The following is a 25173-nucleotide window of genomic DNA, read 5'->3' as shown; positions in this document are numbered from 1 at the left end:
TGGATTTAATAAGTATGGTGCCTTAAGACACCTACTGTTTCAATGCATTATAAATCTTTTCTGCCAACGCGTATGAGATCGAGGGCACTTTTGCTATCTCTTCTATACTTGCATTTTTCAGCGGCTGTAAGCCCCCCATATATTTTAGTAGCATTTGACGACGTTTGGGTCCTACACCTTCAATAGATTCGAGCGCGCTGGTATTTTTAACCTTTGCTCTACGCTGGCGGTGGCCTGTAATCGCATGATTATGTGATTCGTCTCGTATATGTTGGATCACATGCAGTGCAGGTGAATCAGGCGGCAACGCAACCCCTTCCCCTTCTGGCTTAAAGAATAGCGTCTCTAACCCTGCTTTACGGTCACTCCCTTTTGCAACCCCAATTAACAATGGTCGATTTTTATCCCAATCCACATCCAGAGAATTAAACACATCTTTTGCTTGGCCTAATTGCCCTTTCCCCCCATCAATAAAAATAATGTCAGGTACTTTACTCTCATCAATATGCTTGCCATAGCGGCGAGTAAGAACCTGATGCATCGCAGCATAATCATCACCTGGGGTGATCCCCGTAATGTTATAGCGCCGATACTCCGACTTCACTGGACCATTTTTATCGAAAACAACACAAGATGCGACGGTTTGTTCCCCCATCGTATGGGAAATATCAAAGCACTCCATTCGAGCGATTGAATCCAACCCAACTGTTTTCGCTAATGATGACATCCGTTGATGGATTGTGGACTGCTGTGCAAGCTTGGTTAATAACGCGGTTGATGCATTCGTCCGTGCCAGTTTCAGATAACGCGCCCTTGCACCACGAGGTTGAGTTTGAATTTGAATTTTACGCCCAGCGATATGCGATAGTGAGTCAGCCAGCAATGTTTTCTCAGGTAACGCAAAATCTAACAGGATCTCTCCGGGCAATGTTCGATTTTCACTTCCTTGTAAATAGAACTGCCCAAGAAAAGTTTGCACCACTTCTTCAAGTAATGTGTCAGCCGGTATTTTAGGATAATAACTCCGGCTTCCTAACACTTTCCCCTGCCGTATAAACAACACATGAATACAAGCAAGCCCTGCCTCGAATGCTACACCAATCACATCAAGGTCATCGCTATCACCAGAAACAAATTGTTGCTCTGTTACCGCCCTCACCGCTTGAATTTGATCACGAAACCGTGCCGCTTCTTCAAAACGTAACGCTTGACTGGCCTTTTCCATCCGTTCAATCAAGCCAGTTAATACTTGCTGGTCTTTACCTGTTAAAAATAAACGAACGTAATTAACTTGTTGTTCATACTCTTCATCGCTCACTAATCCCTTAACACAAGGGCCTAAACAACGCCCGATTTGGTATTGTAGGCACGGCCTTGAACGATTTTTGTAGACGCTATCTTCACATTGTCGGATAGGAAATAGCTTTTGCATCAAAGCCAATGTTTCCCTTACTGCATAAGAGTTAGGAAATGGCCCAAAATATTCACCTTTCGCATGCTTAGCACCACGGTGCATCGATAATCTTGGATGCGTTTCTTTACTCAGAAAGATATAAGGATAGGATTTGTCATCACGCAGTAAGACGTTATAGCGAGGCTGATAAAGCTTGATATAGTTGTGTTCGAGTAATAGCGCCTCTGTTTCTGTGTGTGTAACCGTGACGTCAATGGAGGCGATATTTTTCACTAACTGTTCAGTTTTTCGGCTGCTGACGTTAGTACGGAAATAACTGGAAAGTCGTTTTTTTAAATCTTTTGCTTTACCGACATAAATAACCGTTCCCCCAGCATCATACATTCGATAGACGCCGGGTTGGTTGGTCACTGTCTTTAAGAAAGCTTTTGGTTCAAACTGTTCTGACACCCTAATAAACCCTGTTTGGCTACAATTAACCCATAGCTAATGGCAATATGGGTTAATTCTACATCACTACGGATATTAAGTTTACCAAACATTCGATATCGATAGGTATTTACTGTTTTAGGGCTTAAATTTAGCACCTGTGCTATCTGTTTTGTGGGGATCCCTTGGGTGATAAGCAACATGATTTCTAACTCACGCGTTGACAATAACTCATAGAGATCGGTCTGTTCATGCTGATTAATACGTTTTAAAGCAATAGATTGCGCAATGTCTGGTGAGATAATTTTGCTGCGCGCATTGACCACCTGTATAGCTTCTAAGAATTCATTTACTTCAATTTTGGCACTTAGTATACCTTGGATCCCAAGATCGAGCGCTTTGAGTAAGAATGAATAATGAGCGTGAATATTATAAATAATAATACCAACATCAGGCTGTGTTCGTCTTAGCGTTTGTAGCGCCTTTAATGATTCAAATTGGCAGTTATCGTTATTAATTAAGATAATGCTGGCTTTTTGTTGCCGATTCCATGAGATGGCTTGTTCGATTAAAGGAAATGAAGCCACAATATGACATCGTTTGTGTCGGCTAAAAATAGCCTCAAGCCCACGAATTAATATATTATTATTATCAATAATTATAATATTAATCATCTTTCTCTCTATATTTTATGACGACTCACCCATATAAACCTCCATAAATAGCAATTTTACAAAATAAAATATAGTCTTTTCGTTTCGTGATTAACTGATTGCTTTATTATTCTACGAATCAATACATGCTAAAAATAACGTCAAAAAAGCGATATCCTTTTAAAATAAAATAGCCATGCAAATACATGGCTATGACATTATTATAAATAGAAACTAATTGGTTATTTCTGACCGACTAAACGGCAGATACTCTCTGATACCAAATAGCTTTTCTCAAACGAGCTGAGAGGCAAGAATTCAAATCGCGAGTGGAAATTTAATGCGCCTGTAAAGTAATTCGGCGTTAAAATTCCTCTAGCAGAGAGTGCAGAACCATCTGTGCCCCCTCGCATAGGGATCACTTTAGGCTCAACATTTTGAATTTTTAATGCTTCAAAAATTAAGTCGATAGCCGTACGGTCATCACCGAGCGAATCACTGATATTGCTGTACACATCTTCGATTTTAAAATCAATTTTTGCTCTCGGATGGCGCGTTCGGATCAATTCAATCGCTTCACCGATATAACGTTTACGAGCTTCATAGCTGTTTCGGTCAAAATCGCGGATCGCCATTTTGATTTTTGCATTATCGGGATTTGCTATTAAATCAGTCACATAGAAATAACCTTCGCGCTGCTCGGTATGTTCAGGAGTATCAAAACGGTCAAAACAGCCGATAAAATCATGTGCGACACGAATAGGATTCAATAGTACATTTTTTGCCGACATAGGATGAGCCGTAACCCCTTTAATTGTCACCTCAATTGACGCTGCATTAAAGGTTTCATACACCACTTCCCCGAGGTCACAACAGTCAATGGTGTAGGCAAAATCTACTTTGAAGCGAGATAGGTCCATGATTTTTGAGCCACGTAACCCTATTTCTTCATCAGGAACAAAGGCAATATAGATATCACCGCAATCAAAATCTGCCTGTTGCAGCTTATCCATTAACTCCATAACCACGGTAACCGCGGCCTTGTTGTCCGCACCGAGTACGCTCGTTCCGTCACTAAAGATAATCTCTTCACCGATATAAGGGGCCGCTTCTGGGTGCTCTGACGCTTTAAACCAAATATCTTCTTGGGCATTCAAACACAGATCTTTGCCTTCATATTTAAGTGTTTGAGGCTTAATAACTGGCGATAGACCAACATCGACCGTATCTAAATGGGTGACAAAACCGATTTTAGGTGCTGAAGGTTTATTGCCCGGACGTACAGCATAAAGAATTGCATGTTCATCGATATAAATCTCTTTTAGGCCATAACTTTCTAGCTCTTTTGCCAGCAATTTCGCTAAATCACGTTGCCCTTCTGTACTCGGCACAACCGTTGCCGCTGCATCACTTTGACTTTCGATTGCAAGATAGCGAAAAAAACGTTGTTCGAGCTGTTTACCTAATTTATTCATTTTTCTTGTTCCTTTTACTCAATCCAACAACTGACTTATGGTGTTGGCTGCCATGTATAACCACTGTCAAATCCAATTGGAATATCGAATGCCCAGAAGAGGTATAGCGTTGCGGTCAATGTGATCAACAGACCCACCGTAAACGGTATCATCATGGAGCAAAGAGTACCAATTCCTGCATTTTTGTAATATTTCTGACAATACATCAGGATCAACGGATAGAATGGGAACATGGGGGTACTGACGTTCATTGCCGAATCACTGACTCGGAAGGCCGCTTGGGTAAGTTCCGGAGAGATGCCGACCGCCATCAACATTGGCACAAGTACAGGAGCCATGATCGCCCACTTAGACGTGGCTGAGGTGATCATAATATTTAATATTGCAGTCAGTAGAATGACACCAAAAACAGTCAATCCTGAAGGCATATCAAGGGTACGCAGTAATTCCGCACCAGATAACGCTAATAATGTACCTAGATTCGAATGTTGGAACGAATATAAGAATTGCGCGGCAAAGAAAGCGAAGACAATAAAGGGGATCAGTGATTTAGTAATATTTTCCATCGCTTTCACCACATCTTTCGTAGAGGTGAAAGATTTAGTCATATAGCCGTACACGATGCCGGGCAACGCAAAGAAAATAAACAGCAGTGGCACAACGATTTGCATGATAGGCGCTTTCGGGCTAGTCAAGCTGCCATCTGGGCCACGTAATAATGAGTTTTCCGGCCATAATAAGGCAAACAGACCCGCTGCCAAAGCCAGCACGACAAGACCCGATACGCGAAACGCTCTATTTTCTAATGGCGTGATCTTACCGAGGTCCTGATCGGCATCGGTATCCACATCTTTGGTGGTAATTGGGCAGTTTTTATTTAACCATGGCTCAACAATTTTTTCGGTAATAAACCAGCAAGTAAAAATAACACCAAATGTGCCACCAAGGCTAAAGAAGTAATTACACAGTACGTTAACACTATAGCCAGGAGCCATCATTTGCGCAGCATCTTGTGTGAAGCTTTGCATAATAGGATCGATGATAGAAGGCGTATAACTTGCAGTAAATCCGCCCGCTAATCCTGCGAATGCAGCCGCAATACCCGCTAATGGATGGCGACCACTCGCGTAAAACATCATTGCAGCGACAGGCATCAAAATAACGTAAGCAGAGTCAGAAGCAATATGGGAAACAATCCCCACGAACACTACCGTTGGCGTCAACATTTTCGGAGTGATAAACGAGAGCATTTTTTTCAGCGCAGTATTGATAAAACCGCTGCTTTCAGCAATCCCTATCCCCAATGTTGCAACTATTGTTATTCCAAGAGGAGGGAAATTAATAAAATTTTTCACTGCCGCTGTGATGAATAATATGATTTCCTCATAGTTAAACATATTAATGACAGTGATTTTTTCTTTCGACACTGGATGGTAATAATTAAAATCTACAAATGAAAGTAAATAAGATAAAAACCAACAGATTATCAAGGCATAAATAAACAGCATTGTAACGTCAGGCATCACGTTACCGATACGTTCAACACGGTTTAAGAAGCCCTTTTTTTTAGGGAGTGTATTTGTTGTCATATTTGCAAGTACTTAAGTTATTAGAGTAATAAACTTTTACACACTAAATAACGATTTATGAAAAGTAAAATACTTTCTTTCGATTATTTAACAGGATAAACCAGTTGTGATGACTTGCATTAAGATAATTTATCATTATAAATTATCTTAATTATTTAAACTCAGCAGGAATATGCTTTTGTTAGGGATAACTTCTCAGATTTCGCAAATTAACGATTATTTTTTATTAATCAAAAGATAAGAAAAAGGAATGAATAACATTCCTTTTTTACCATTAATTTTTTTTGAAATATTCTACTCTCGTTTTAGTTTTTCGGTATTGGCGATATAAAGGGCAACCACTAAGACTAAAATTGCAGCAGAATGAAGTAGTGTTGTCAGTGGATCGCTGTGATCAACAATAATTAAACGTATTACAGCCGTAATGCCGATATAGATAAAATACCTTAATGGAAAATGGTAACCAGACAAAAAATACTTAGTAATCAGTGCAATAAACTCGAAATAGAGGAAGTAAATCACAATTCCTTCTAATAGTTCATATGCTGTTGCTTCCTTTTGCCCACTAAACATTAAGGAGGCCATGGTGTACGTTTCTTTTGCTAAAAAGAAAACCAGTACAATCGCTAATGCGATCAAGCCAATATTTAATACCCATTGCAAAACCCACGCAATATTACTGGCGTGCCGCATATTTCTCATACTATTCATTCGTTATATTCCCTAGATAGTGATGCATATTGATATGGTAAGCTTGCGTGCACTTCCCCGCATCAAATGCACAGAATTAAATCGCCTTCTATAAAAGGTTATAAGTCTTTTAGGTTATTGTAATTCATATTTAGGGTATTAACATTATGGAAGCAAAATAAAATAGATTAAATTTAACTAAGCCAGCAACGGCTGGCTCTCAAACCTTTTATTTAGCCATTAGCTTCATAATATCTTGTTCTGTCAGCATGGGTGTTTTTTCAATAAAGTTGTAGTACTTAGGTTTACTCTCAACAAATATTTGCATGGCCATCTCTGCATGCTGACTTTCTTCAAATAAAGCCGCAGAAACATAGTAAGAAGACGGTGAATGCAGATGATAAAATAGATGCGTTCCGCACCGTTGGCAAAATGCGCGTTCACCCCATTGTGATGAGGCAAAACGCGTCACCGCCTCTTCCCCTTCAATAACGACATCATCATGGCAATCAACACTAAAGCCTGGACCACCATTCCAACGTTGACACATACCGCAATGACAAACACTTATTTTATCGATAGGCTGATGGGTACTAATTTTTACAGCGCCGCAGAGGCATTGCCCTTGATACATGGTATTTCCTTTTGATGATTCACGTTAGTTTAGTGCTCACTATAAGATGAGACACGATAAAAATACAAGGTGATCATTGCTTGTCACCAATTCGGAATTGGCGACCATTAAAGCGGCGATCTGTTGTTGTTTCAGTCAGCTCTACACGCCTTACCTCGGCTTGCTCACGCATTGATTCTATATCACCAAGATCTTGCATCTTATTTTGTTTCAATGGATGTTCTATTTTCACATTAACCTGCTCGTATGAAGTGACCGTTTCTGCCGCCTCAGCAAATAATGACGCGCTGGTTAGCAATGCGATAGCAATAAATAACTTTGAAAAAAAACGTGTTCTCATTGAAATTCCCTCCTGCTCAACCTTCGTTTTAGCGCAATACCATGTCAAAAAATAGTACCGACAAGTAATCATTTGGGGAATTTTGTAAATTTTTTAATAGCAAAATATGCCTTTTCTATAAAGGCGCTGTACGGTCGCTTATCACAATAGGGAGAACGTTTTCCCCCTATTAGCGATAAGGATTTTCGAAAGGAAGTTAATTTATTCTGATGACTTTGCATTCACTTCTTTTAATAGATACCAGCAGAAATACAGCAATACGATGATCCCTACCCCAAGTAGCACCCATAACGTGATAGTCATCCAGTCAAACTCATTTATCACAAAGTCATTTGATGTTAATTGCTCTTCACCACCCAGCTCAATAATCTCTTCTGGCACATACAATTTAGGATAACGATGCATTAATTCATCGATTGTTAGTGGTTGACCAAGTAACTCTTGGTAGCTGATATTATCAATACCGGCAAGCTGGCTCCCCCAAACTAATAGATAAGGCGATGCTCCTTGTACGTTGAACATTAAATTAACGGCATCGCGTTTCCCTTCAATATATGGTGGTTTATCATCCCAGCTGCCTTTTAATGCAGTAATTCTGAGTTTTTTAACCATTAAATCATTTAATACCAACTCCGGATTGCGGATTTCTTGGCCATTTTGTATTTGGTTATAGGCCACTATATTTGTTAGTGGTAGCCATTCTTCTCCAGAAGTAGAGGTATATTCAATGTGTAAAGGCAACACGCGGTTTGCTTGCCGCAATTGGATCACAATCGCACTTAAAGGCTGTGGCGAGGGTAAACGATATATTAATTGGTTTAGTGACACCCCTTCATTATTGGTAATAAAGTGGCAGGTCTCTTGCCGCCTTGTTGAATGAACAACCATAGAGGTCCCTTGCGCCATTGTTAAATCAGGGATCTTCGTCTCTTTAGCTGCCACAATAATGACCATCAAATAAGGGGCTCTTAGCGCAACGTAATGCCCTTCTAATAACTTAATTGTATTGCTATAAATCCCCCCAGAGTTTGAATTCAAACTCATGACAGGCTGATAAGCAGAAATATTCACCCAATCCTGTTTATTATCGCTAGCATAAATAAACACTTTCCCTTGCCAATCTTGTTGATTATTCATCCACTGCAAAGAAAGTGTCTGAATCGGAAAATCTTCTTGATTATTATTTTGTCGCGTTAATAGATAAGATTGATATACCGCATCTTTGGCTTGCTGCATTGCGGGCAATTCTATGCGTGTTAGCTTACTTGGTTGCGTTTCAATCAAAAGATATTGTTGATCGTCGTGAGTTTCTTCTTTCGAATTGACTTGGTCTGCACGAATAATTAGTCGCTGCAAAGCAAAGCTAACTTGTGAGATTTTACGCCTCTCTTCTGTATCATAAAATAAAGCCGATGGAACCTCCTGACCTGTTCCATTAAACACTCTGACATCTTGTAATGTTTGAGGATATGCAGAGTTGATATAGGCTTCAGAAGGAAGCTCAAGCCAAGCAAACGAACTATTATCGCTAGAATATTTCAATTCTATGCCCTGATAAAAGTCATAGGGCGTTAATGCTTTTTGCTCTTGTGCATGCACGAAGCTAGACAATAAAAATGAAAAAGAAAGATAAACGAAAGTCAGCCACTTCCCTTTGCTTTTAGTTAGCTTCATCTTCAACCTCATTAGTTCCTTTATGTTGGGCTGTTTTTGGTGGCAGTGGTGAAAAATACCCCACCACTAAAATCAACACCGCGACAACAATAAAGCTTATTGCACGAGATAAGCCATCCTGCCCATAAATATCGACTAAGAATAATTTAGCAATAACACAAGCAAATATTCCTGCCCCCAAGAACCAGCTCATACGGTTTTGTTTAATGCTGGCAAAAATCATAAAGCCTAAAGCGACTAGTGACCAACTAATAGAGAGGACAGTTTGGACTAATCGAGAATTAAAGAGCGCATCGACATTCCAATTAATTTCAGCAAAATCGGAGATGATCCTGATGATTATGCCATTAAACCATACCCCACTCAGAACGATAGCCGAAAAGCCTAGTCCCCTAATGATCCAAAGGTCAAATTCCCTAATTTTCTTTAATTTTTGTATTAGCCCACGACGCATTAATAATAACGAAGCAATGCTAAATAAACCGGCTTCATCCAATGGGTTGATCAGTGGAACATAATTCCAGAATGTCAGTTTCCCATCTTCAAAATTAGCAATAAATGAGAGGCCGATTAAAACAACAATAACAGGTAAAAAACTATACCAATAAATTATACCGTTGCGTTTCATTGGCGGCATTTTTTGGCTTTGCAACCAATACATCACTAAAATTGTTAGGGTTATCGCCATCACATAGATAAAGTAACCAAGCTCATTCATTCCCCAAGGTAAAATGGCGACAAACCAATTCACTTGTGTCGCAATAAACGCCAAGATCAGCCAAAACGTTGCACCGTGTAATATACGTTGCAGCCAAATATTACGCGCTTTCTGAGCATGTATCACAAATAAAATCGAACTACCTAACATCACTGGCCAAATCAGAGAGCCATCTCCTCTCCCCATTGGGTTTTGGTCATTAATAAAATCCAAGGCCAGATAGTAATAGCCAATTAGCCAAATAAACGATTGGCATAACAATAAAGGCACCCAATCAGTCTTAATGGCTAACATGCGCCATAGCCAAGCGGAAATAATGACTAATGCCATGATGATGAAGCTTTCAGACTCACCGCTCCAAGATAATATGTCGGTGATAACAGGGAGCCATACAATCCAAATCATCAAGCCAAGAATTAAGAAAGCATAGCTAAGCACTTTGTAATTTTCTGATGTGCCACGTTTTACGTGAAATATCGCACCGGCACTGAAACAAGCCGCCAATAAGACAGGCACCAAATAAGTACTTGTACGGCTCCATATATTGAAGGAAAAACCAGCTAATAAGATCAAGGCACTCACTGAAATAAGCCATGGCCCAATTACGATTAGTTTTTTATTTTGCTGAGAGAAGCCATAGTACAGTAATAATAACCCTTCGACAGACCAAAGAATTGATGTCCATTCATAGGTGAGCGCCAGTGGTATTGCCAACGTAACGAACCCAATACCAATGATAATATTGCCTAATGCTAAATTTTTCCCCACCACAGCATAGCGTTTATGGATCCTTAACCCAGCGAGTAAATAAAGTAAACCGAGTAATAGTGCCGAAAATGCTGGCGCAAAGCTGATTTGCCAAGAAATTGCACACTGCATTGCCATACTAATAAAAGGTGGAACAAGCAGTAATGTATAGTCGACAACTAATTGCTTCTCGTGTGGGTAACGTAATGCAAATAATTGTGTTAACACATTAAACACAATTAAGTTAGCAATCAGAAACAGTTGGCTAGAAACATAATAGTCAATTTGATAATACTGTACTCCCCATAATAGTGCGACTGCATAGGTCATGAACATGCCAACTAAATTAAGTGGGCGCCATGCTTGCCATACACTAATCACTAAAATGGCGATTGATAACATTAAATAGTAGGAAAAGAGCAGAATATGATTTCCGCCACCAGTAGATAGCAAAATAGGCGCTAAATACCCGCCTAACGAGGCTAAAACAGCCAAACTGATCGCTCGTTGTAACAATGCAAGCAAAATACTGGCTGCACAAATCAAGATCATTGCAACGAATGCCATACTATAAGGTAGCATTGTATACAGTTTAAAAGCGGCAAAAACGGTAATGTAAAAACAGCCTATTGAGCCACCTTGTAAGATCAAGGCAAATAAAGACTTTTTATGGCGTAAATACCACCCCACACCAAGTAAAGCTAAACAAGCTACTGCACTCGCTATCAGGCGTACTTGTGGTGATAGCATGTTGTTTTGAATACTGAATTTCAGTAAATAAGCGATACCAAAAAACAGCAAAAGAATACCAATTTTTGCTAGTGGGTTCCCTTTCCAAATCCAACTAAAAAAGTGACTAAATAGAGGGACTACCTCATTATTTTGGCCACTCACTTTATTGTTTGAAGGATGACCAACGTTGTTTGAAGATTGAGCAACACGATTAACATCCACTGTTGGTTGGAATTGCCGTTGAGGTACTTCTTCTGTTACTTGGGAGTTTAAGACGGGTGGAGCCGTAGGCAAAGGCTCCAACTCATTAGAATAATGAGAGAGCTCTTCCGAGGCGCTTTGATATTGTTGTGGTTTTTCAGAGGCAACAATCGTTTCTGGAGGGCTCAGCTCCGTTTGCTGATTAATCTCCCTATCTTGATAGCGCTTTAGCGTTTGCTCTAATGATAGAATACGTTGATTTTGCTGGAATAATTGGTATTTCACTCGCTGGACAAAAACTATTGCGATAATCGCAAGTATAGGTGAAACAGCTGCTAAAATAGCAATTATTAACCCTATCAGTATCAAGCCATCCACAAATAGCTTTCCCTCATCTTTAAACCTACGATTAAAAAATTTGCAAAAAAAGCGTATTCCTCTCTTCGCCTAGTGTAGATAGCATTCTAGCTATTGCCAAGCTGCTGTAATAAATTATTACAAATTAAAGTGCTCGCTAGGTTATGCCTAAAAACGGTAACTCAAAAAGAGTTTGTCCTACAAGCCAACACGCTATTACTCTTATTAAGAGGAACCATAAAATAGCCTTTTTTGCTAATGTAATATGCTTATTGACTATTTTTTATCTCTCTTGATTCTCTGTAACTCTTTTTTTTGTTTTCATTGATGTTATTTAATAAAAACTCATCTTTTTTTCGCCTTTCTTTATAAATTTATGTTATTTATATGTTTACATTATTAAAAAATAAATACGCATTAATAATGTAAGAAAGAGTATCAATAAAAGAAGTATATACAAAATAATTTAGATTGCATATAAATAGTTTTATTTCGATACTCAAATTAGGATTAATCGATTCCATCAATCGCAGCTTAAATATGCTGGAAATATTTTTATTTCATATTATGAGGACATTATGCTGTTACATATAATAATGGCTGCACTTGGACCAATCATCCTCGGTTTAGCGGTCGGGTGGCTATCCGGGAAATATGGTTTTATAAAACGTGAGTATTCACAAGCGTTTGCAGACTTTGTGGTTAAAATTGCGCTACCTTTTGCTTTATTTCTTGCCGCTGCACAAGCGCCACCTTCCGTACTGCTAAATATTGATTATCTATTAGCGTTGGCGGTTGGTTTAATCGCTTCTTATATTATTGGCTTCGTGGTTGGTAAGTTATTCTTTCGTCATAATAAGAAAGATGCAGCAATGCAAGCCTTATCGGTTTCCTTCCCTGATATGGCTTACTGTGGACCACCTGTTTTATTAGCAACGGTCGGGTCGTCCGGTCTTATTGCGATGGTGTTGGGAAATTTAATTTATACCATTATTATTATTCCTTTTACCCTGTTGCTTATTAGTGGCAGACAACAGAATAATGGTATTTTTAAATCGATCGGCAAAGCGATTGCACAGCCATTAGTTTTCTTACCTATATTAGGGGCGCTATTAGCCATATTTGGCGTTAAATTACCTGAAATTTTGCAAAATTCGGTCAACGAATTAGGTAAAACCGCTGGTGGTGTCGCGCTGTTTTTCCTTGGCTTATTACTTTCAGGTATTAAGCTGAAAATCAGTGTTGAGATTGTGTTCAACGTCTTTGTGAAAAACTTTTTGCAAGCCGCATTAATACTAGGAACGGGTATTGCATTGGGGCTACAGGGCGATATGTTAAAATCAGCCTTTATTATCGGTATTTTACCAACAGCAACGGCGGTACCGGCACTGGCTATCAGTAATAAGGCTTACACGGACACCTCCGCTGGCACAGTTTTACTCAGTACATTAGCCTCCCTCATCTCAATTATTGGCGGTATTACTATCGTCGAAATGCTCTAACCTACTCAGCAGGCTAGCATTAGCCTGCTTTTCCTTCCTGATTTTGTTCACCGATTATTTGCCATAGAGATCACAAAAAAAGTATCATATCTATATATGATTTCTTTTCGCATTCAGGGAATAAATAATGAAAATTAGCGATGAATTAGCTTATGCAATCGCTTCCGTTACAGAGGTTGCGGCATTAGCCGCGCATAATTGGGTAGGTAAACAAGATAAAAACGCAGCAGATAAAGCCGCCGTTGAAGCCATGCGTAACCGCCTAAATGAATTAGATTTTCACGGTCAAGTCGTGATCGGTGAAGGTGAAATTGACGATGCGCCCATGCTATATATTGGGGAGCAAGTGGGTAATCCCTCAGCGAAACAGAAATTAGATATCGCTGTTGATCCTATTGATGGTACTCGTATGGTCGCCTGTAATGAGCACAATGCCATTGCGGTTTTAGCCGCAGCGCCAACGGGTACCCTGTTACAGGCTCCAGATATGTATATGGAAAAATTGGTTGTCGGTTACGAAGCCAAAGGTACAGTACATCTCAATAATCCATTAGAAAAAAATCTTGAAAACCTCTCCTCAGCACTGAATAAACCAATAGCTCATTTATCAATTGCTATGCTTGATAAGCCACGCCATCAACATATCATGCAAACAATTCGCAATTTTGGTGCGAATGTCATTGCAATCCCTGATGGCGATGTTTTAGCTTCCTTATTAGCTATCTTACCTGAGCATCCTATTGATATGATGTATGGTATTGGCGGTGCACCTGAAGGTATTATTAGTGCCGCCATTGCACGTGCTTTAGGTGGTGATATGCAAGCTCGTTTAGTCTCTCGTACTCAAGCTAAAGGAGATAATGCACAAAATAGACTCTTAGCTGAACAAGAGGCAGCGCGCTGCCGCCAAATGGGCGTGAATATTGGGGAAATTCTCACATTAGACTCAATGGTGAGTAGTAATGATGTCATGTTTGCAGCAACAGCCATTACCCCCACAGTGTTAATGGATGGCATCGCGCATCATTCCCACAGTTACACCTCGAATACGCTGCTAATTAATGGTCATAACCGTTCGTTAAAGATTATTAATAACCGACATTTCCATTAATCTCATCTGATCGAACTGGTATTAAACCTACCAGTTCTTTTTCAAAGCGCCTTTGTAAATCTACTTAGTTCGACGACATAATTGGCAATAATTTTCACCTTCACATTTTGACATTATTCTTCTAGGTTATAGAAGGATATTTTTTAATCATCTGTATCATGATCTAATAATGGAGTATTTATGAAATTGAAACTTTTTATCGCCACAGCCGTCGCTCTGTCAACCCTGTCTGCTTTTACAGCTCAAGCTAACTCAAATGCTAACGCTAGCACTACGTTTTCAGCGTCTGTCGCGAAAAAACTCAATAGCTATGAGGATATCATGGTAGGTAAAGTCTGGGTAACCACAGAAGCGCTTGATCAAGATAACAAGCAAGTTGACCCCGCCAATGAACAAGTTGCCAATTTCTTTGGACTTGCCGAATACTTTCCAGATGGCACATTTAAAATGATGACGCCAGAAGGTAAGCCAAAAATGCAGGGTGACTGGTCATTTAGTGACGATGGTAAAAGCCGCTCAATTACCGCGAAAAATGATAAAGGTGAAGTGCTATTTACCCGCGTAGTTGAAAACATCACCGTGACGCCGGAAGAATATACTTATCGTATTTATCCAACACCGGATGATAAATCAAAATACGTTGATATTGTGCATAAAGTGAAAAACTAATTGCCCCAATATGCGGTTGTTCCCTTGCATGGTATTACAACAACATATTCCTGACCCCATCATAGTAAAAAGGATGGTGACATAGTAAAAAGGCCATAGACAGCTCACCGTCTATGGCCTTTTATATAGGTTAAACTGCGTTATTTATCTTGTGCCAATGTCATACGGTTCAACATTGGAGCAGTAATCACCATCAAAATCGCAATCACACCCGTTACAATACCAATTTTCAAGAAGACATCACTGTAAACGGATAGTGATTCAAGTGAACTTGTCACCTTCCCTTCTGGTACAGCGGCCAAGGATGCTACGTAACCGGCAATAAATGCAGCAGCAGAGTTAGTTAAGAACCATGCTCCCATGATAAAGCCCATCAAACGCTGAGGAACCAATTGCGCTACCATCGCGAGGCCGAGACCTGAGATCATCAGTTCACCAATACTTTGGAAACCGTAACAAATTATGAGCCAGCCAGCAGACACTATCCCCGCCTCGTTGGCAAATTTCGCACCTAATGGCAACACCAAGAAGGCTGCCGAGCATAGCAACATACCGATAGCAAACTTGTGTGGCATCGGTAAGTGATCGCCCATTTTATTGTAGATTGCCGCCAGAATTGGGCTACCAATAATAATCCAGAATGGGTTTAATGCTTGATATTGTGCTGGTTCAACAGAGAATATTCCAAATATTTCATGCTCAACGTTGTGTAACGCAAAGAAGTTAAGCGAGGTTGGCATCTGACTGTACAGAACAAAGAAGACGATAGCTTCTAACATCAGAATAAGTGCAACAATCATGCGACGACGTGCAGAGCCATTTAGCGCTAAGGTTTCTTTAATAAAGATAACAATAATCCCTAGCGAAATGATACCCAATGCTGCACGAGCGATCTCCAAATTGTGCAGTAACCATGTAGAAATCACGATCAGAGCCACAACCCCTACAATAGTCACTAGCAATTTAGAAATCACTATTGGAGCAAAGTCAGGTTTAGAACCATGATCGGCAACCCATTTCTTACACATAAAGAAGTTAATCAATGTGATAACGAGGCCGACAACACTGAGGGAAAAGGCAATATCCCAACCATAATGTTTTGCCAACCAAGGCGTTGCTAACATCGAGAAAAGAGAGCCGATGTTAACGGACATATAGTACATGGTGAATGCACCATCCAAACGCGGGTCATCTTTTTCATAACAAGTGGATAGTAACGATGATGGGTTAGCCTTAAATAAACCATTACCAACAGCAATCGTTGCTAGCCCGATATACACCATGGAGACATCGTGCCCTGAATATGCGACGAAAGCATAACCAGCAATTAACACTAACGTACCGAGAACGATAACGCGTTTTGTGCCGAGAATTTTATCGCCTAACCATCCCCCAATAGCAACAAAGCCATAAACTAATGCAGCAAAAGCAGAAAACAAAGTAATTGACTCTGTTTCTGACATGCCCAGCACTTGGCTTAGGTAGAGAGGGAGGATCCCTTGGAGACCGTAATAACCAAAACGTTCCCAAAGTTCAATAGAAAAGATGAGATAGAACGAGCGAGGTTGCTTAAACGCGTTAAGACTGACTTCCTCTTTGTTATTAGTTGTGGACACTAGTTACCTCTATGACAACCTGTACATAAGCAAAAAAAGCTAAATGGGGTACTGTTTATACCCTCAGCATTGTTATTGTCTCAAGAATTCCAGTTTAAAAATCCAAAGTTGTCCGGTTAAACGCGTTAAATTCACTAACTTCCCGCCGATACATTAACCTTCAAATTCGACATCACTGTGTGTAATAGGATGCTTATGAAGCACAAACATAAAATTCAATGAGTTAAAGCAGATTTGATTATTTATTCAACATTGATAGTGATAAATACCGCTAGAAATGCGAAAATCAATTAAGCAATATACGCTATTTATGCACCAAAAATAAAGATTTAGCTAGTACTAATTACCCCATAAATAGTTCGATATCGTGAATAAGGTCACTTTTATAGCTAATTTACACAGTTAATGCTGGATATTAATTAACCAATTGATACGTAAATGTTAAACATTTTGTGCTAATTTTAAAACTAAGATAATTAAATTTACCTTAAGCTCATTTCAATTAATAACCTTATATCTTTCCCTCGGTAGATTGTTATATGACAGTGCCGTCCGACTAAAAAATCTATTATTGGATACTCTATTTGGGATGAGTTGTTTGATATTTAATCACGCGATGGGAGTCGTATGGAACCACACTCCATCTATCTATTCACAGAACTAATCAGGTGGGATTTGAAGGAAGTTAGATAAAAAAAAGCCCAGCAAATCGGCTGGGCATAATGCATTCTACTTAAGGATCTTAGTTACTTCGAGTAAAACTACCATTTCATAGCTGCATTATTGCATTACTTCATGTAAAGAAATGAATGTTGAGGGTAAATATATGAATGTTTACGCAAGCAAACAGAATATACTTATTACTAAGACCACCAGCTCATACAAAAGGTTCATAATTTTTTATTTTTTTATCACCAGAAATTCCTTTTGCAGCACAAATAGCTATTTTGCGATAACCACCTGAAAGAGATTGTTTATTGCGCTAGGGAAAACAGCGAGTTAACCTTATGGTAGATACGTTAATAAAAGGATCTTCAGTGAAAAAATTTTTGTTGTCACTGTTCGTTATTTGTAGTGCCTTTGCGCTTAACAGTTATGCAGCACCTTTGTCTCCCCCTCAAGACAAACAACTGTTGCTCAAAAGTGCGCAGGACGGACAAGCCGAAGCTCAGTTTAACCTTGCTATGCTGCTTCAATCCGAAAAACAGTTAACGGAGGCCGCTAAGTGGTATCGTTTGTCGGCTCAGCAAGGGTTTACAAAAGCGCAAATTAACCTTGCGTTGCTGTATCAACAAGGCAATGGTGTCGATAAGAGCCCAGAACAAATGCTGTTTTGGATGAAAAAAGCGGCTGAAGCAGGCGACCCTCTAGGCCAATTAAATATGGCTGAATATACTCTGAGCGGCGTTGATAAATTATTGCCTAAAAATAAACAACAAGCCGAAGCTTGGTTGGTTAAGGCGGCAGCACAACATTTTCAACCCGCAGAATTAATGCTAGCTTACTGGTATGAAAAAGGCATTGCCGTTACTGAAGACCCCCAAAAAGCACAACAAATCTACCAATCGCTGGCAAAGCAAAATAATCCCCAAGCTCTTTATTTATTGGGTTATCAAGCCGCCACTGGCATGTATGATAAAGCCGATTATCAGCAAGCCTATCAATACTTTTCACGCTCAGCTCAACTGGGCTTTTCACCCGCACAAAATAGCTTAGGTATGCTCTATTTGCATGGTCAGGGGGTGAAAAAAGAGGTGAAATCCGCGATTAAATGGCTAACACTGGCCTCCGAACAAGGTGAAATTTCTGCTCAATTTAATTTAGCATTAATTTATGCGAGGGGTGATGGTATGCCTGCTGACCAAGCAAAAGCCTGTCACTGGTTTATTCGCGCAGCCCAACACGGTAATAATGACGCACAATATGCCACGGGAGCATGCTACCAATACGGTATGGGCGTCAAACAGGATGATAGAAAAGCACTTTACTGGTATAAGCTCGCCGCCTCTCAGGGAAATGAAAGAGCAGAAAAGAAAGTGTTGATCCTCGAAAATAACCTTAAAAAATAATCCTGCTTGTCTGCATAAAAACGGTTTGCTGTTTGTTTATGCAGACTTCATGATGTTATTACCCGCTATTTTTGAACGGCACGGTAGATTCGTTGAGGCCGCCCTACTTTGCCGTACTCAATTTCCGCTTCGATTTTATGTTGAGCTAAGCAGTACTCTAAATAACGGCGTGCCGTTGTACGGCTCAGTTTAATTGTTTCTGCAATTGTCTCGGCGGTATATTCCGCATCGGGTTGTGCAAAAAGTGAGAGCACTTTTTCGAGTGTCAACGCATCAATCCCTGTTGGTAGTTCCTCTTTGGCCTCCCCCCGTGCATAAGTATTAAACATATCGTCGATTTGGCTTTGATTCGTTTTGCTCCCTGCCTGTAACACTGATTTACGTTGAATATAGCGATCGAGTGTTTGCCCTAAGCGCTCATAAGCAATAGGCTTCACCAAATAATCGAACACACCTAAGCGGATAGCTTCTGAGACAGTTTCCATATCGCTCGCCGCCGTGGTAAATACGATATCGGCATTGTTTCTTTCTTGGATCAATTCATGAACCAGATCAATGCCTTTACCGTCAGGCAAATAGTTATCGAGTAAGATGAGATCAGGCTTCATATATTCAATCATTTTTCTGGCCTGAGCCAAATCACCTGCAACCCAAACTTTATCGCAAGCGGGATAGGATTTTATATACTCACCGTGCATTTCTGCTAATAAGAGTTCATCTTCCACAATGAGGATTTTTATCTTAATCATTTTGCATCTTCACTTTCGGAATAAAAATTGAGAATAGAGTACCATGTGGTTGATTATCTTCAATTATAACCACACCATCACACCTTTTGACATACGAAGCCACAAGATACAAGCCAATGCCGTGCCCATCGACTGACTCCGTTTTTGTTGTCATACCTCTTTCAAACCACCTTTCTTTCATTTCAGCAGGGAAACCACAGCCCTGATCCGCGACTTCGATCACAAACTCGCTCCCTTCATCAGAAAGGTACAACTCAACCTGCTTATTACCCTCATTATTTTTCAAGCTTGCTTCAAACGCATTATCCAGAAGATTCCCCAAAATGGCACAAAATTCTGTACTGCTAAGTAACGGCGGTAACGAACTCAATTGGCACCCTTCTATAAATACCAATTGCACCCCAAGCTCTCTGGCACGGTGATATTTACCAAACAGTAACCCAGCGACTTGCTTATCTGCAAATTGCTTGCGTAATGAATCAATCAACTGCTGTTGTGACTCAGATTCCCCTTTGATCATCGCTAGTGCTTGATCATATTCCTTCATTTGTAGAAGGCCGCTCAGCGTTGACATCCAATTAAGGTGTTCATGACGCAAAGAGCGCAAATTCTCAACGTATTGACGTACTTGTGTCAATTGGGAATTGAGAGATTCAATATCATTTTGGCTACGAAAGCTAATGACCGCACCAATTAAGTGATTTTCATCGTGTAATGCAATGCGGTTTGCAATCACATTTAACCCATTGAAGGAACAAATGACATCATGTTGTGTGGTAGAGATATCATTAATAAAAAATGTTGCCGGCGTCACTAACTCACTGATAGCGCGCCCAACCAAATGGTTAGATGGTTCACTTAGGGAGAGCATTTTGCGTGCGTTGTGATTGATATTAATGATGCGCCCTTCACAATCAACGGCAATCACCCCTTCGAAAACGGCTTCAAAGATCCCTTTTTGCATAACCACCATTTGCGCGATCTGCTCAGGCTCCATCCCCAGCATTTGCCGTTGGATCAACCGAGTAAAGGCCCATGACAAAAAAAGCAAGATGACCAAAACCCCAAAAAAGGTGGCACCCGTTTGTACAAATAATTCACTACGGGAAGTTTCAATTTTATTGGTGAGGTACCCGATAGACACCACCCCAATCACCTTATTATTTTCATCAAATATCGGCGTTTTTGCGCGTACAGCATTCCCTATAGACCCTTCTCCGTCAATAAAATAGCTTTCACCTCGTTCCAATGCACCGGGTTTATTCCACTGCATTTTAAAGCCAACCTTTTCTTGGTTTGGGTGATATAAGCGCATCGAATTTTCATCCCCTATCACCACATAATCATAATCTGAATCTTGATTTAGTTGATCTGCAATCACTTTGAGGCTTTGAATGTCTTTGGTTTTGACGGATTGGACGATACCTTCCATCGATGCAATTAGCTTCGCCTGACTCATGGCAAGAGAGCGAATATTGGCCATTAAACGGTTTTCTGCCGTGTCGGTGAAATACTTGCCTAGGCTAAAAGTCAATACGACAGAAACGAGTAATAGCAAAAAGAACACCCGCACTGAAAAGGATATCGATTTATTTTTTCTAAATAGAGAACGTTGATGCTCTTTTGCCATGAGATACCCTATGTTACCTACTGAAAAGTAAAAATATTGTTACACGAAAAGCAAGCCAATAACACACACTAGACTCGATTTAGCAAACAAATAAACACCATATTAATAATTAAATCCATTAAAACCAAGCAATAAAAAACATATCCCATAATAAAGTGCATAAAAACCATTAAACAAATACAAACTCCTTTTAGAAACATGAAACAGGTCAAATATAATAATGCTATAAGCATTAATATTAATATCGAAAAGGATAATTAAATAAAAAGCTAATGAGTTATTTATTAAATTAATATTAAGAGTTTTATTTAATTAACTTTAACATTAGTAACAACTTAAAAACATCTCTATATGAGATGCAGGATACTAATATGTTCGAAAACATAACGTTTCACCAAGTAAAACGTCATGAGAACAGGAAACTAGCTGAAATTGCTCAGTTTTTAAAAGAGAACGACCTCGACATTGATTCAAGCATTGACGTTTTTATTACAATTACGCGCAATGATAAATTAATTGCATGTGGTGGCCTCGCTAAAAATGTTATTAAATGTGTGGCTATCAGTGATCATGTTCGTGGTGAAGGTCTTGCATTAAAATTAGCCACTGAATTAGTTAACCTTGCCTACGAAAATAATACAACCCATCTCTTCATTTATACTAAAACTCAAAACGAAAGTTTATTTCAACAATGTGGATTCCATACTTTGGCTACTGTGCCAAATATCATGGTATTAATGGAAAATAGTTGTTGTTACTTAAAACGCTATATTAAAAACTTAAAAAACTACCGTAAAGAAGGCAAAAAAATAGGTGCTATCGTGATGAATGCCAATCCATTCACTCTGGGTCACCGCTATTTAATCGAAAAAGCCGCTCAGTCTTGTGATTGGCTACATTTATTTGTCGTCAAAGAAGATACCTCACGGTTCCCTTATAGCGTTCGCTTAGCACTGATTGAAGCTGGCACCAAAGGAATTGAAAATCTCACTATCCACAAAGGCTCTGAATACATCATCTCAAGAGCGACTTTTCCCTGCTATTTCATCAAGGACAAAGCCGTTGTTGATAATTGTTATACCGAAATCGATATCAAAATTTTCCGTCAATATATTGCACCAGCACTGGGGATCACACACCGTTTTGTGGGCACTGAGCCTTTTTGCAAAGTCACTAATCAATATAACGAAGACATGCGCTATTGGCTCGAAACTCGCACGCTTAGTTATCCACCTATTGAGCTGGTTGAATTTCCGCGAATGGTCTATGACGGCACGGCGGTATCCGCCTCACAAGTTCGTAGACTGCTTGCTAAAAAAGATCTTGCGGCGATCAAGCCGATTGTTCCCGAGGCAACCTATCGCTATTTAGAGGATATGTTAGCTTCCCGTTCAACATCGGCCCCTCACCGTATCGAAAATTCTGAATTAGTCACAGGTGAACTATGAAAATACTCCACGCAGCCGTTGCAGGCACGCTTGAATCAAGCGATGTCATGGTACGAATAGAACCCTTAGAAGACACGCAGGAAGTTTCAATACAAATCAGCAGTAGTGTTGAGAAACAGTTTGGTGATGCGATTGAAAAAATTGTCCTTGAATTGATTGAACAACATGAAATTGAAGGCGCTCAAATCATTATTGATGATAAGGGTGCCCTTGAATGTGTTCTTAGAGCGCGCCTAGAAGCCTTGCTTGCAAGAGCATGTGATATCACTGCATTGCCTTGGGAGGACAAATAATGACACCGGAAAGAAAAACTCGGACGCGTAGAAGCATGCTGTTTGTCCCCGGCTCTAATGCCGCAATGCTGAGTAACTCATTTATTTACAAAGCCGATGCGTTGATGTTCGACCTTGAAGACTCCGTCGCCTTGCGCGAAAAAGATACGGCTCGTCGTTTGGTCTATCATGCGCTACAACACCCTTTATATCAGGATGTTGAAACCATTGTTCGTGTCAATGCACTGGATTCCGCTTTCGGCGTCGCAGACTTAGAAGCCGTTGTTCGCGGTGGTGCTGATATTGTGCGTTTACCCAAAACAGATACAGCACAAGATGTTATTGATATCGAAAATGAAATTTTACGTATTGAGAAAAGCTGTGGTCGCGAACCTGGTAGCACCGGTTTGCTTGCTGCTATTGAATCACCGATGGGGATCACACAGGCAGTCAACATTGCTCACTCATCACCCCGACTTATTGGCATCGCATTAGGTGCCGAGGACTATGTCCGCAATTTGCGTACCGAGCGGTCTCCAGACGGTATTGAACTCCTCTATGCTCGGTGCGCCATTTTACAAGCTGCACGCTCAGCCGGTATTCAAGCATTTGATACCGTATACTCTGACGCCAATAATGAAGAAGGTTTCTTAAAAGAAGCCGCACACATTAAGCAACTTGGTTTTGATGGCAAATCCTTAATTAATCCTCGTCAAATCGAACTCCTTCATAACCTTTATGCGCCGACACAAAAAGAAGTGGATCACGCCCAACGCGTTGTTGATGCCGCCAATGCCGCGGAACAAGAAGGCCGTGGTGTGGTTTCACTGAACGGAAAAATGGTTGATGGCCCTGTCATTGACCGAGCACGCTTAGTGCTTTCACGAGCGGCATTATCAGGTATTCGAGAAGAGTGAGGCATTGAAAATGACAACGATAACACAGCGCCAGGCACGCGTATCAGCCTATTTTGACCATATAACTGACGATGCCCCTCGTCAATTTAAAGATATTGGCAAAGTACAACAACAAGTTCAAAAACCCCGCAATCGCAAACTGTGTGATGATTTGCAAGTCGCCATCCGCCGTTCAGGTTTAAAAGATGGCATGACCATTTCATTCCACCATGCTTTTCGTGGCGGTGATTTGACCATCAACCTTGTCATGCAAGTGATTGCAGAGATGGGATTCCGTAATCTCACTCTGGCTTCTAGCTCGTTGAGTGCTTGCCATTCCCCATTAGTAGAACATATTCGCCATGGTGTTATCCGCAAAATTTACACATCCGGTATTCGTGGGCCATTAGCAGAAGCCATTTCCCGTGGTGAATTAGCTGAACCAGTACAGATTCACTCGCATGGTGGGCGAGCTAACCTGATCCATAGCGGCGAACTGAATATCGATGTGGCTTTTATTGGTGTTCCATCTTGTGATGAATACGGTAATGCCAATGGCTATACCGGTGAAGCTTGTTGCGGTTCATTAGGTTATGCAAAAATTGATGCCGAAACGGCAAATAAAGTCGTGATGCTAACCGAAGAGTTACTCCCTTATCCACATAACCCTGCTAGCATCAAACAAGATGAAGTCGATTATATCGTCAAAGTAGCGCGTGTGGGGGATGCCGACAAAATCGGTGCCGATGCAACTCGTATGACCTCTAATCCGCGTGAATTACTGATTGCGCGAACAGCCGCAGACGTCATCGAAAAATCAGGCTATTTTAAAGAAGGTTTTTCACTACAAACGGGGACTGGCGGTGCTTCACTTGCCGTCACTCGTTTCCTTGAAGACAAAATGCGTCGCCATAACATCTGTGCAGGTTTTGCATTAGGGGGTATCACATCCACGATTGTTGATCTGCATGAAAAAGGCTTTATTCGCAAGTTAATTGATGTGCAGAGTTTTGACCGCGCTGCGGCAATGTCACTCGCCCGCAACCCGAATCACATCGAAATCAGCGCCAATCAATACGCTTGCTTTGACTCAAAAGGGGCCTCTGTTGATATGCTTGACGTTGTTGTACTCAGCGCCCTCGAAATAGATACACGCTTTAATGTCAACGTGTTAACTGGCTCAGATGGCGTGATCCGCGGTGCATCTGGCGGTCACAGTGATACCGCGGTTGCATCAAAACTGTCAATCATTGTTGCACCTTTAGTACGTGGTCGCATTCCGACTTTAGTCGATGAAGTGATCACTTGTGTTACCCCCGGCTCTAGCGTCGATATTCTCGTCACTGACCATGGTATTGCCGTCAACCCTGCCCGTCCTGAGCTAAAACAGCAATTGGAAAGTCAGGGCATAAAAACGGTCTCCATTGATTGGTTACGCGAACGTGCTGAACTGTTAACGGGTAAACCTAATCCGATTGAATTTACAGACAAAGTCGTGGCAGTAGTTCGTTATCGCGATGGCTCTGTAATTGATGTCGTGCATCAGGTTAAGGAGTAA

The 25173-nt window shown here is 40.4% G+C and carries 20 protein-coding genes; 8 read left to right on the top strand and 12 right to left on the bottom strand.

The features are described 5' to 3' along the window. Positions 1 to 31 precede the first annotated feature (31 nt). The 9 genes from uvrC to PR699_RS00610 all read right to left on the bottom strand — a co-directional run bounded on the left by uvrC (position 32) and on the right by PR699_RS00610 (position 11674). Entirely contained in the window at positions 32 to 1864 is a 1833-nt protein-coding gene (gene uvrC, locus PR699_RS00650; RefSeq protein ID WP_004918794.1) for an excinuclease ABC subunit UvrC, read from the bottom strand. Next, positions 1831 to 2517, bottom strand: coding sequence for a LuxR C-terminal-related transcriptional regulator (locus PR699_RS00645; protein WP_004918792.1), 687 nt, complete (start codon positions 2515 to 2517; stop codon positions 1831 to 1833). The genes uvrC and PR699_RS00645 overlap by 34 nt, the downstream gene beginning before the upstream one ends. A gap of 221 nt (positions 2518 to 2738) precedes the next feature. Continuing rightward, a complete protein-coding gene (gene pepT, locus PR699_RS00640; RefSeq protein ID WP_014658105.1) occupies positions 2739 to 3971 on the bottom strand; it encodes a peptidase T in 1233 nt (410 codons plus the stop codon). Between the two features lie 35 nt (positions 3972 to 4006). After that, positions 4007 to 5560: an AbgT family transporter gene (locus tag PR699_RS00635; protein ID WP_014658104.1), complete on the bottom strand. Its 1554-nt coding sequence runs from the start codon at positions 5558 to 5560 to the stop codon at positions 4007 to 4009. A 294-nt stretch (positions 5561 to 5854) separates the two neighbouring features. Continuing rightward, complete coding sequence (gene psiE / locus PR699_RS00630; protein ID WP_014658103.1) at positions 5855 to 6271, bottom strand: phosphate-starvation-inducible protein PsiE; 417 nt, start codon at positions 6269 to 6271, stop codon at positions 5855 to 5857. A 208-nt stretch (positions 6272 to 6479) separates the two neighbouring features. Beyond that, on the bottom strand, positions 6480 to 6884 hold the full coding sequence (locus tag PR699_RS00625) for a GFA family protein (RefSeq protein ID WP_004918784.1): 405 nt from the start codon (positions 6882 to 6884) through the stop codon (positions 6480 to 6482). A 73-nt stretch (positions 6885 to 6957) separates the two neighbouring features. After that, on the bottom strand, positions 6958 to 7224 hold the full coding sequence (locus PR699_RS00620; RefSeq protein WP_014658102.1) for a hypothetical protein: 267 nt from the start codon (positions 7222 to 7224) through the stop codon (positions 6958 to 6960). A gap of 201 nt (positions 7225 to 7425) precedes the next feature. After that, positions 7426 to 8898: a DUF3999 family protein gene (locus PR699_RS00615; protein WP_004918779.1), complete on the bottom strand. Its 1473-nt coding sequence runs from the start codon at positions 8896 to 8898 to the stop codon at positions 7426 to 7428. Continuing rightward, positions 8885 to 11674 (bottom strand): DUF2339 domain-containing protein, encoded by a 2790-nt coding sequence (locus PR699_RS00610; protein WP_014658101.1) that lies wholly within the window; start codon positions 11672 to 11674, stop codon positions 8885 to 8887. Before PR699_RS00610 ends, PR699_RS00615 begins: the two co-directional genes overlap by 14 nt. Positions 11675 to 12231: 557 nt before the next feature. On the opposite strand from PR699_RS00610, the gene PR699_RS00605 reads away from it, so the two are divergent. The 3 genes from PR699_RS00605 (at position 12232) to PR699_RS00595 (ending at position 14935) form a co-directional block, all read left to right on the top strand. Further along, complete coding sequence (locus tag PR699_RS00605) at positions 12232 to 13155, top strand: AEC family transporter (RefSeq protein ID WP_040133024.1); 924 nt, start codon at positions 12232 to 12234, stop codon at positions 13153 to 13155. 127 nt (positions 13156 to 13282) lie between these two features. Continuing rightward, on the top strand, positions 13283 to 14266 hold the full coding sequence (gene glpX, locus PR699_RS00600; protein WP_004918770.1) for a class II fructose-bisphosphatase: 984 nt from the start codon (positions 13283 to 13285) through the stop codon (positions 14264 to 14266). Positions 14267 to 14446: 180 nt separating this feature from the next. Continuing rightward, a complete protein-coding gene (locus tag PR699_RS00595; RefSeq protein WP_014658099.1) occupies positions 14447 to 14935 on the top strand; it encodes a DUF4822 domain-containing protein in 489 nt (162 codons plus the stop codon). Between the two features lie 140 nt (positions 14936 to 15075). Here PR699_RS00595 and dtpA read toward each other — a convergent pair whose 3' ends face one another. Beyond that, a complete protein-coding gene (gene dtpA, locus PR699_RS00590) occupies positions 15076 to 16551 on the bottom strand; it encodes a dipeptide/tripeptide permease DtpA (protein WP_004918766.1) in 1476 nt (491 codons plus the stop codon). A 1037-nt stretch (positions 16552 to 17588) separates the two neighbouring features. On the opposite strand from dtpA, the gene PR699_RS00585 reads away from it, so the two are divergent. Further along, positions 17589 to 18620, top strand: a complete 1032-nt coding sequence (locus PR699_RS00585; RefSeq protein ID WP_014658098.1) for a tetratricopeptide repeat protein — start codon at positions 17589 to 17591, stop codon at positions 18618 to 18620. Between the two features lie 65 nt (positions 18621 to 18685). Here PR699_RS00585 and dpiA read toward each other — a convergent pair whose 3' ends face one another. Continuing rightward, on the bottom strand, positions 18686 to 19369 hold the full coding sequence (gene dpiA, locus PR699_RS00580; RefSeq protein ID WP_004918761.1) for a two-component response regulator DpiA: 684 nt from the start codon (positions 19367 to 19369) through the stop codon (positions 18686 to 18688). Beyond that, positions 19362 to 20999 carry a sensor histidine kinase DpiB gene (gene dpiB / locus PR699_RS00575; RefSeq protein WP_014658097.1) on the bottom strand — a complete coding sequence of 546 codons (1638 nt, stop codon included), beginning with the start codon at positions 20997 to 20999 and terminating at the stop codon, positions 19362 to 19364. The genes dpiA and dpiB overlap by 8 nt, the downstream gene beginning before the upstream one ends. A 371-nt stretch (positions 21000 to 21370) precedes the next feature. On the opposite strand from dpiB, the gene citC reads away from it, so the two are divergent. Genes citC through citF form a run of 4 tightly spaced genes read left to right on the top strand, consistent with a single transcriptional unit; the run spans position 21371 to position 25173 of the window. Then, positions 21371 to 22447: a [citrate (pro-3S)-lyase] ligase gene (gene citC / locus PR699_RS00570; RefSeq protein WP_036943776.1), complete on the top strand. Its 1077-nt coding sequence runs from the start codon at positions 21371 to 21373 to the stop codon at positions 22445 to 22447. After that, a complete protein-coding gene (gene citD, locus PR699_RS00565) occupies positions 22444 to 22740 on the top strand; it encodes a citrate lyase acyl carrier protein (RefSeq protein WP_004918755.1) in 297 nt (98 codons plus the stop codon). Before citC ends, citD begins: the two co-directional genes overlap by 4 nt. After that, positions 22740 to 23636, top strand: coding sequence for a citrate (pro-3S)-lyase subunit beta (citE, locus tag PR699_RS00560; protein ID WP_004918754.1), 897 nt, complete (start codon positions 22740 to 22742; stop codon positions 23634 to 23636). Before citD ends, citE begins: the two co-directional genes overlap by 1 nt. 10 nt (positions 23637 to 23646) lie before the next feature. Then, positions 23647 to 25173 carry a citrate lyase subunit alpha gene (gene citF, locus PR699_RS00555; protein ID WP_004918753.1) on the top strand — a complete coding sequence of 509 codons (1527 nt, stop codon included), beginning with the start codon at positions 23647 to 23649 and terminating at the stop codon, positions 25171 to 25173.

The sequence above is a fragment of the Providencia sp. PROV268 genome (genome assembly GCF_028477805.1).
GTDB classification, from domain to species: Bacteria; Pseudomonadota; Gammaproteobacteria; order Enterobacterales; family Enterobacteriaceae; genus Providencia; species Providencia stuartii.
Note: the sequence above shows the minus strand (reverse complement) of the source record. Positions and strands in the feature narration are given on the sequence as shown.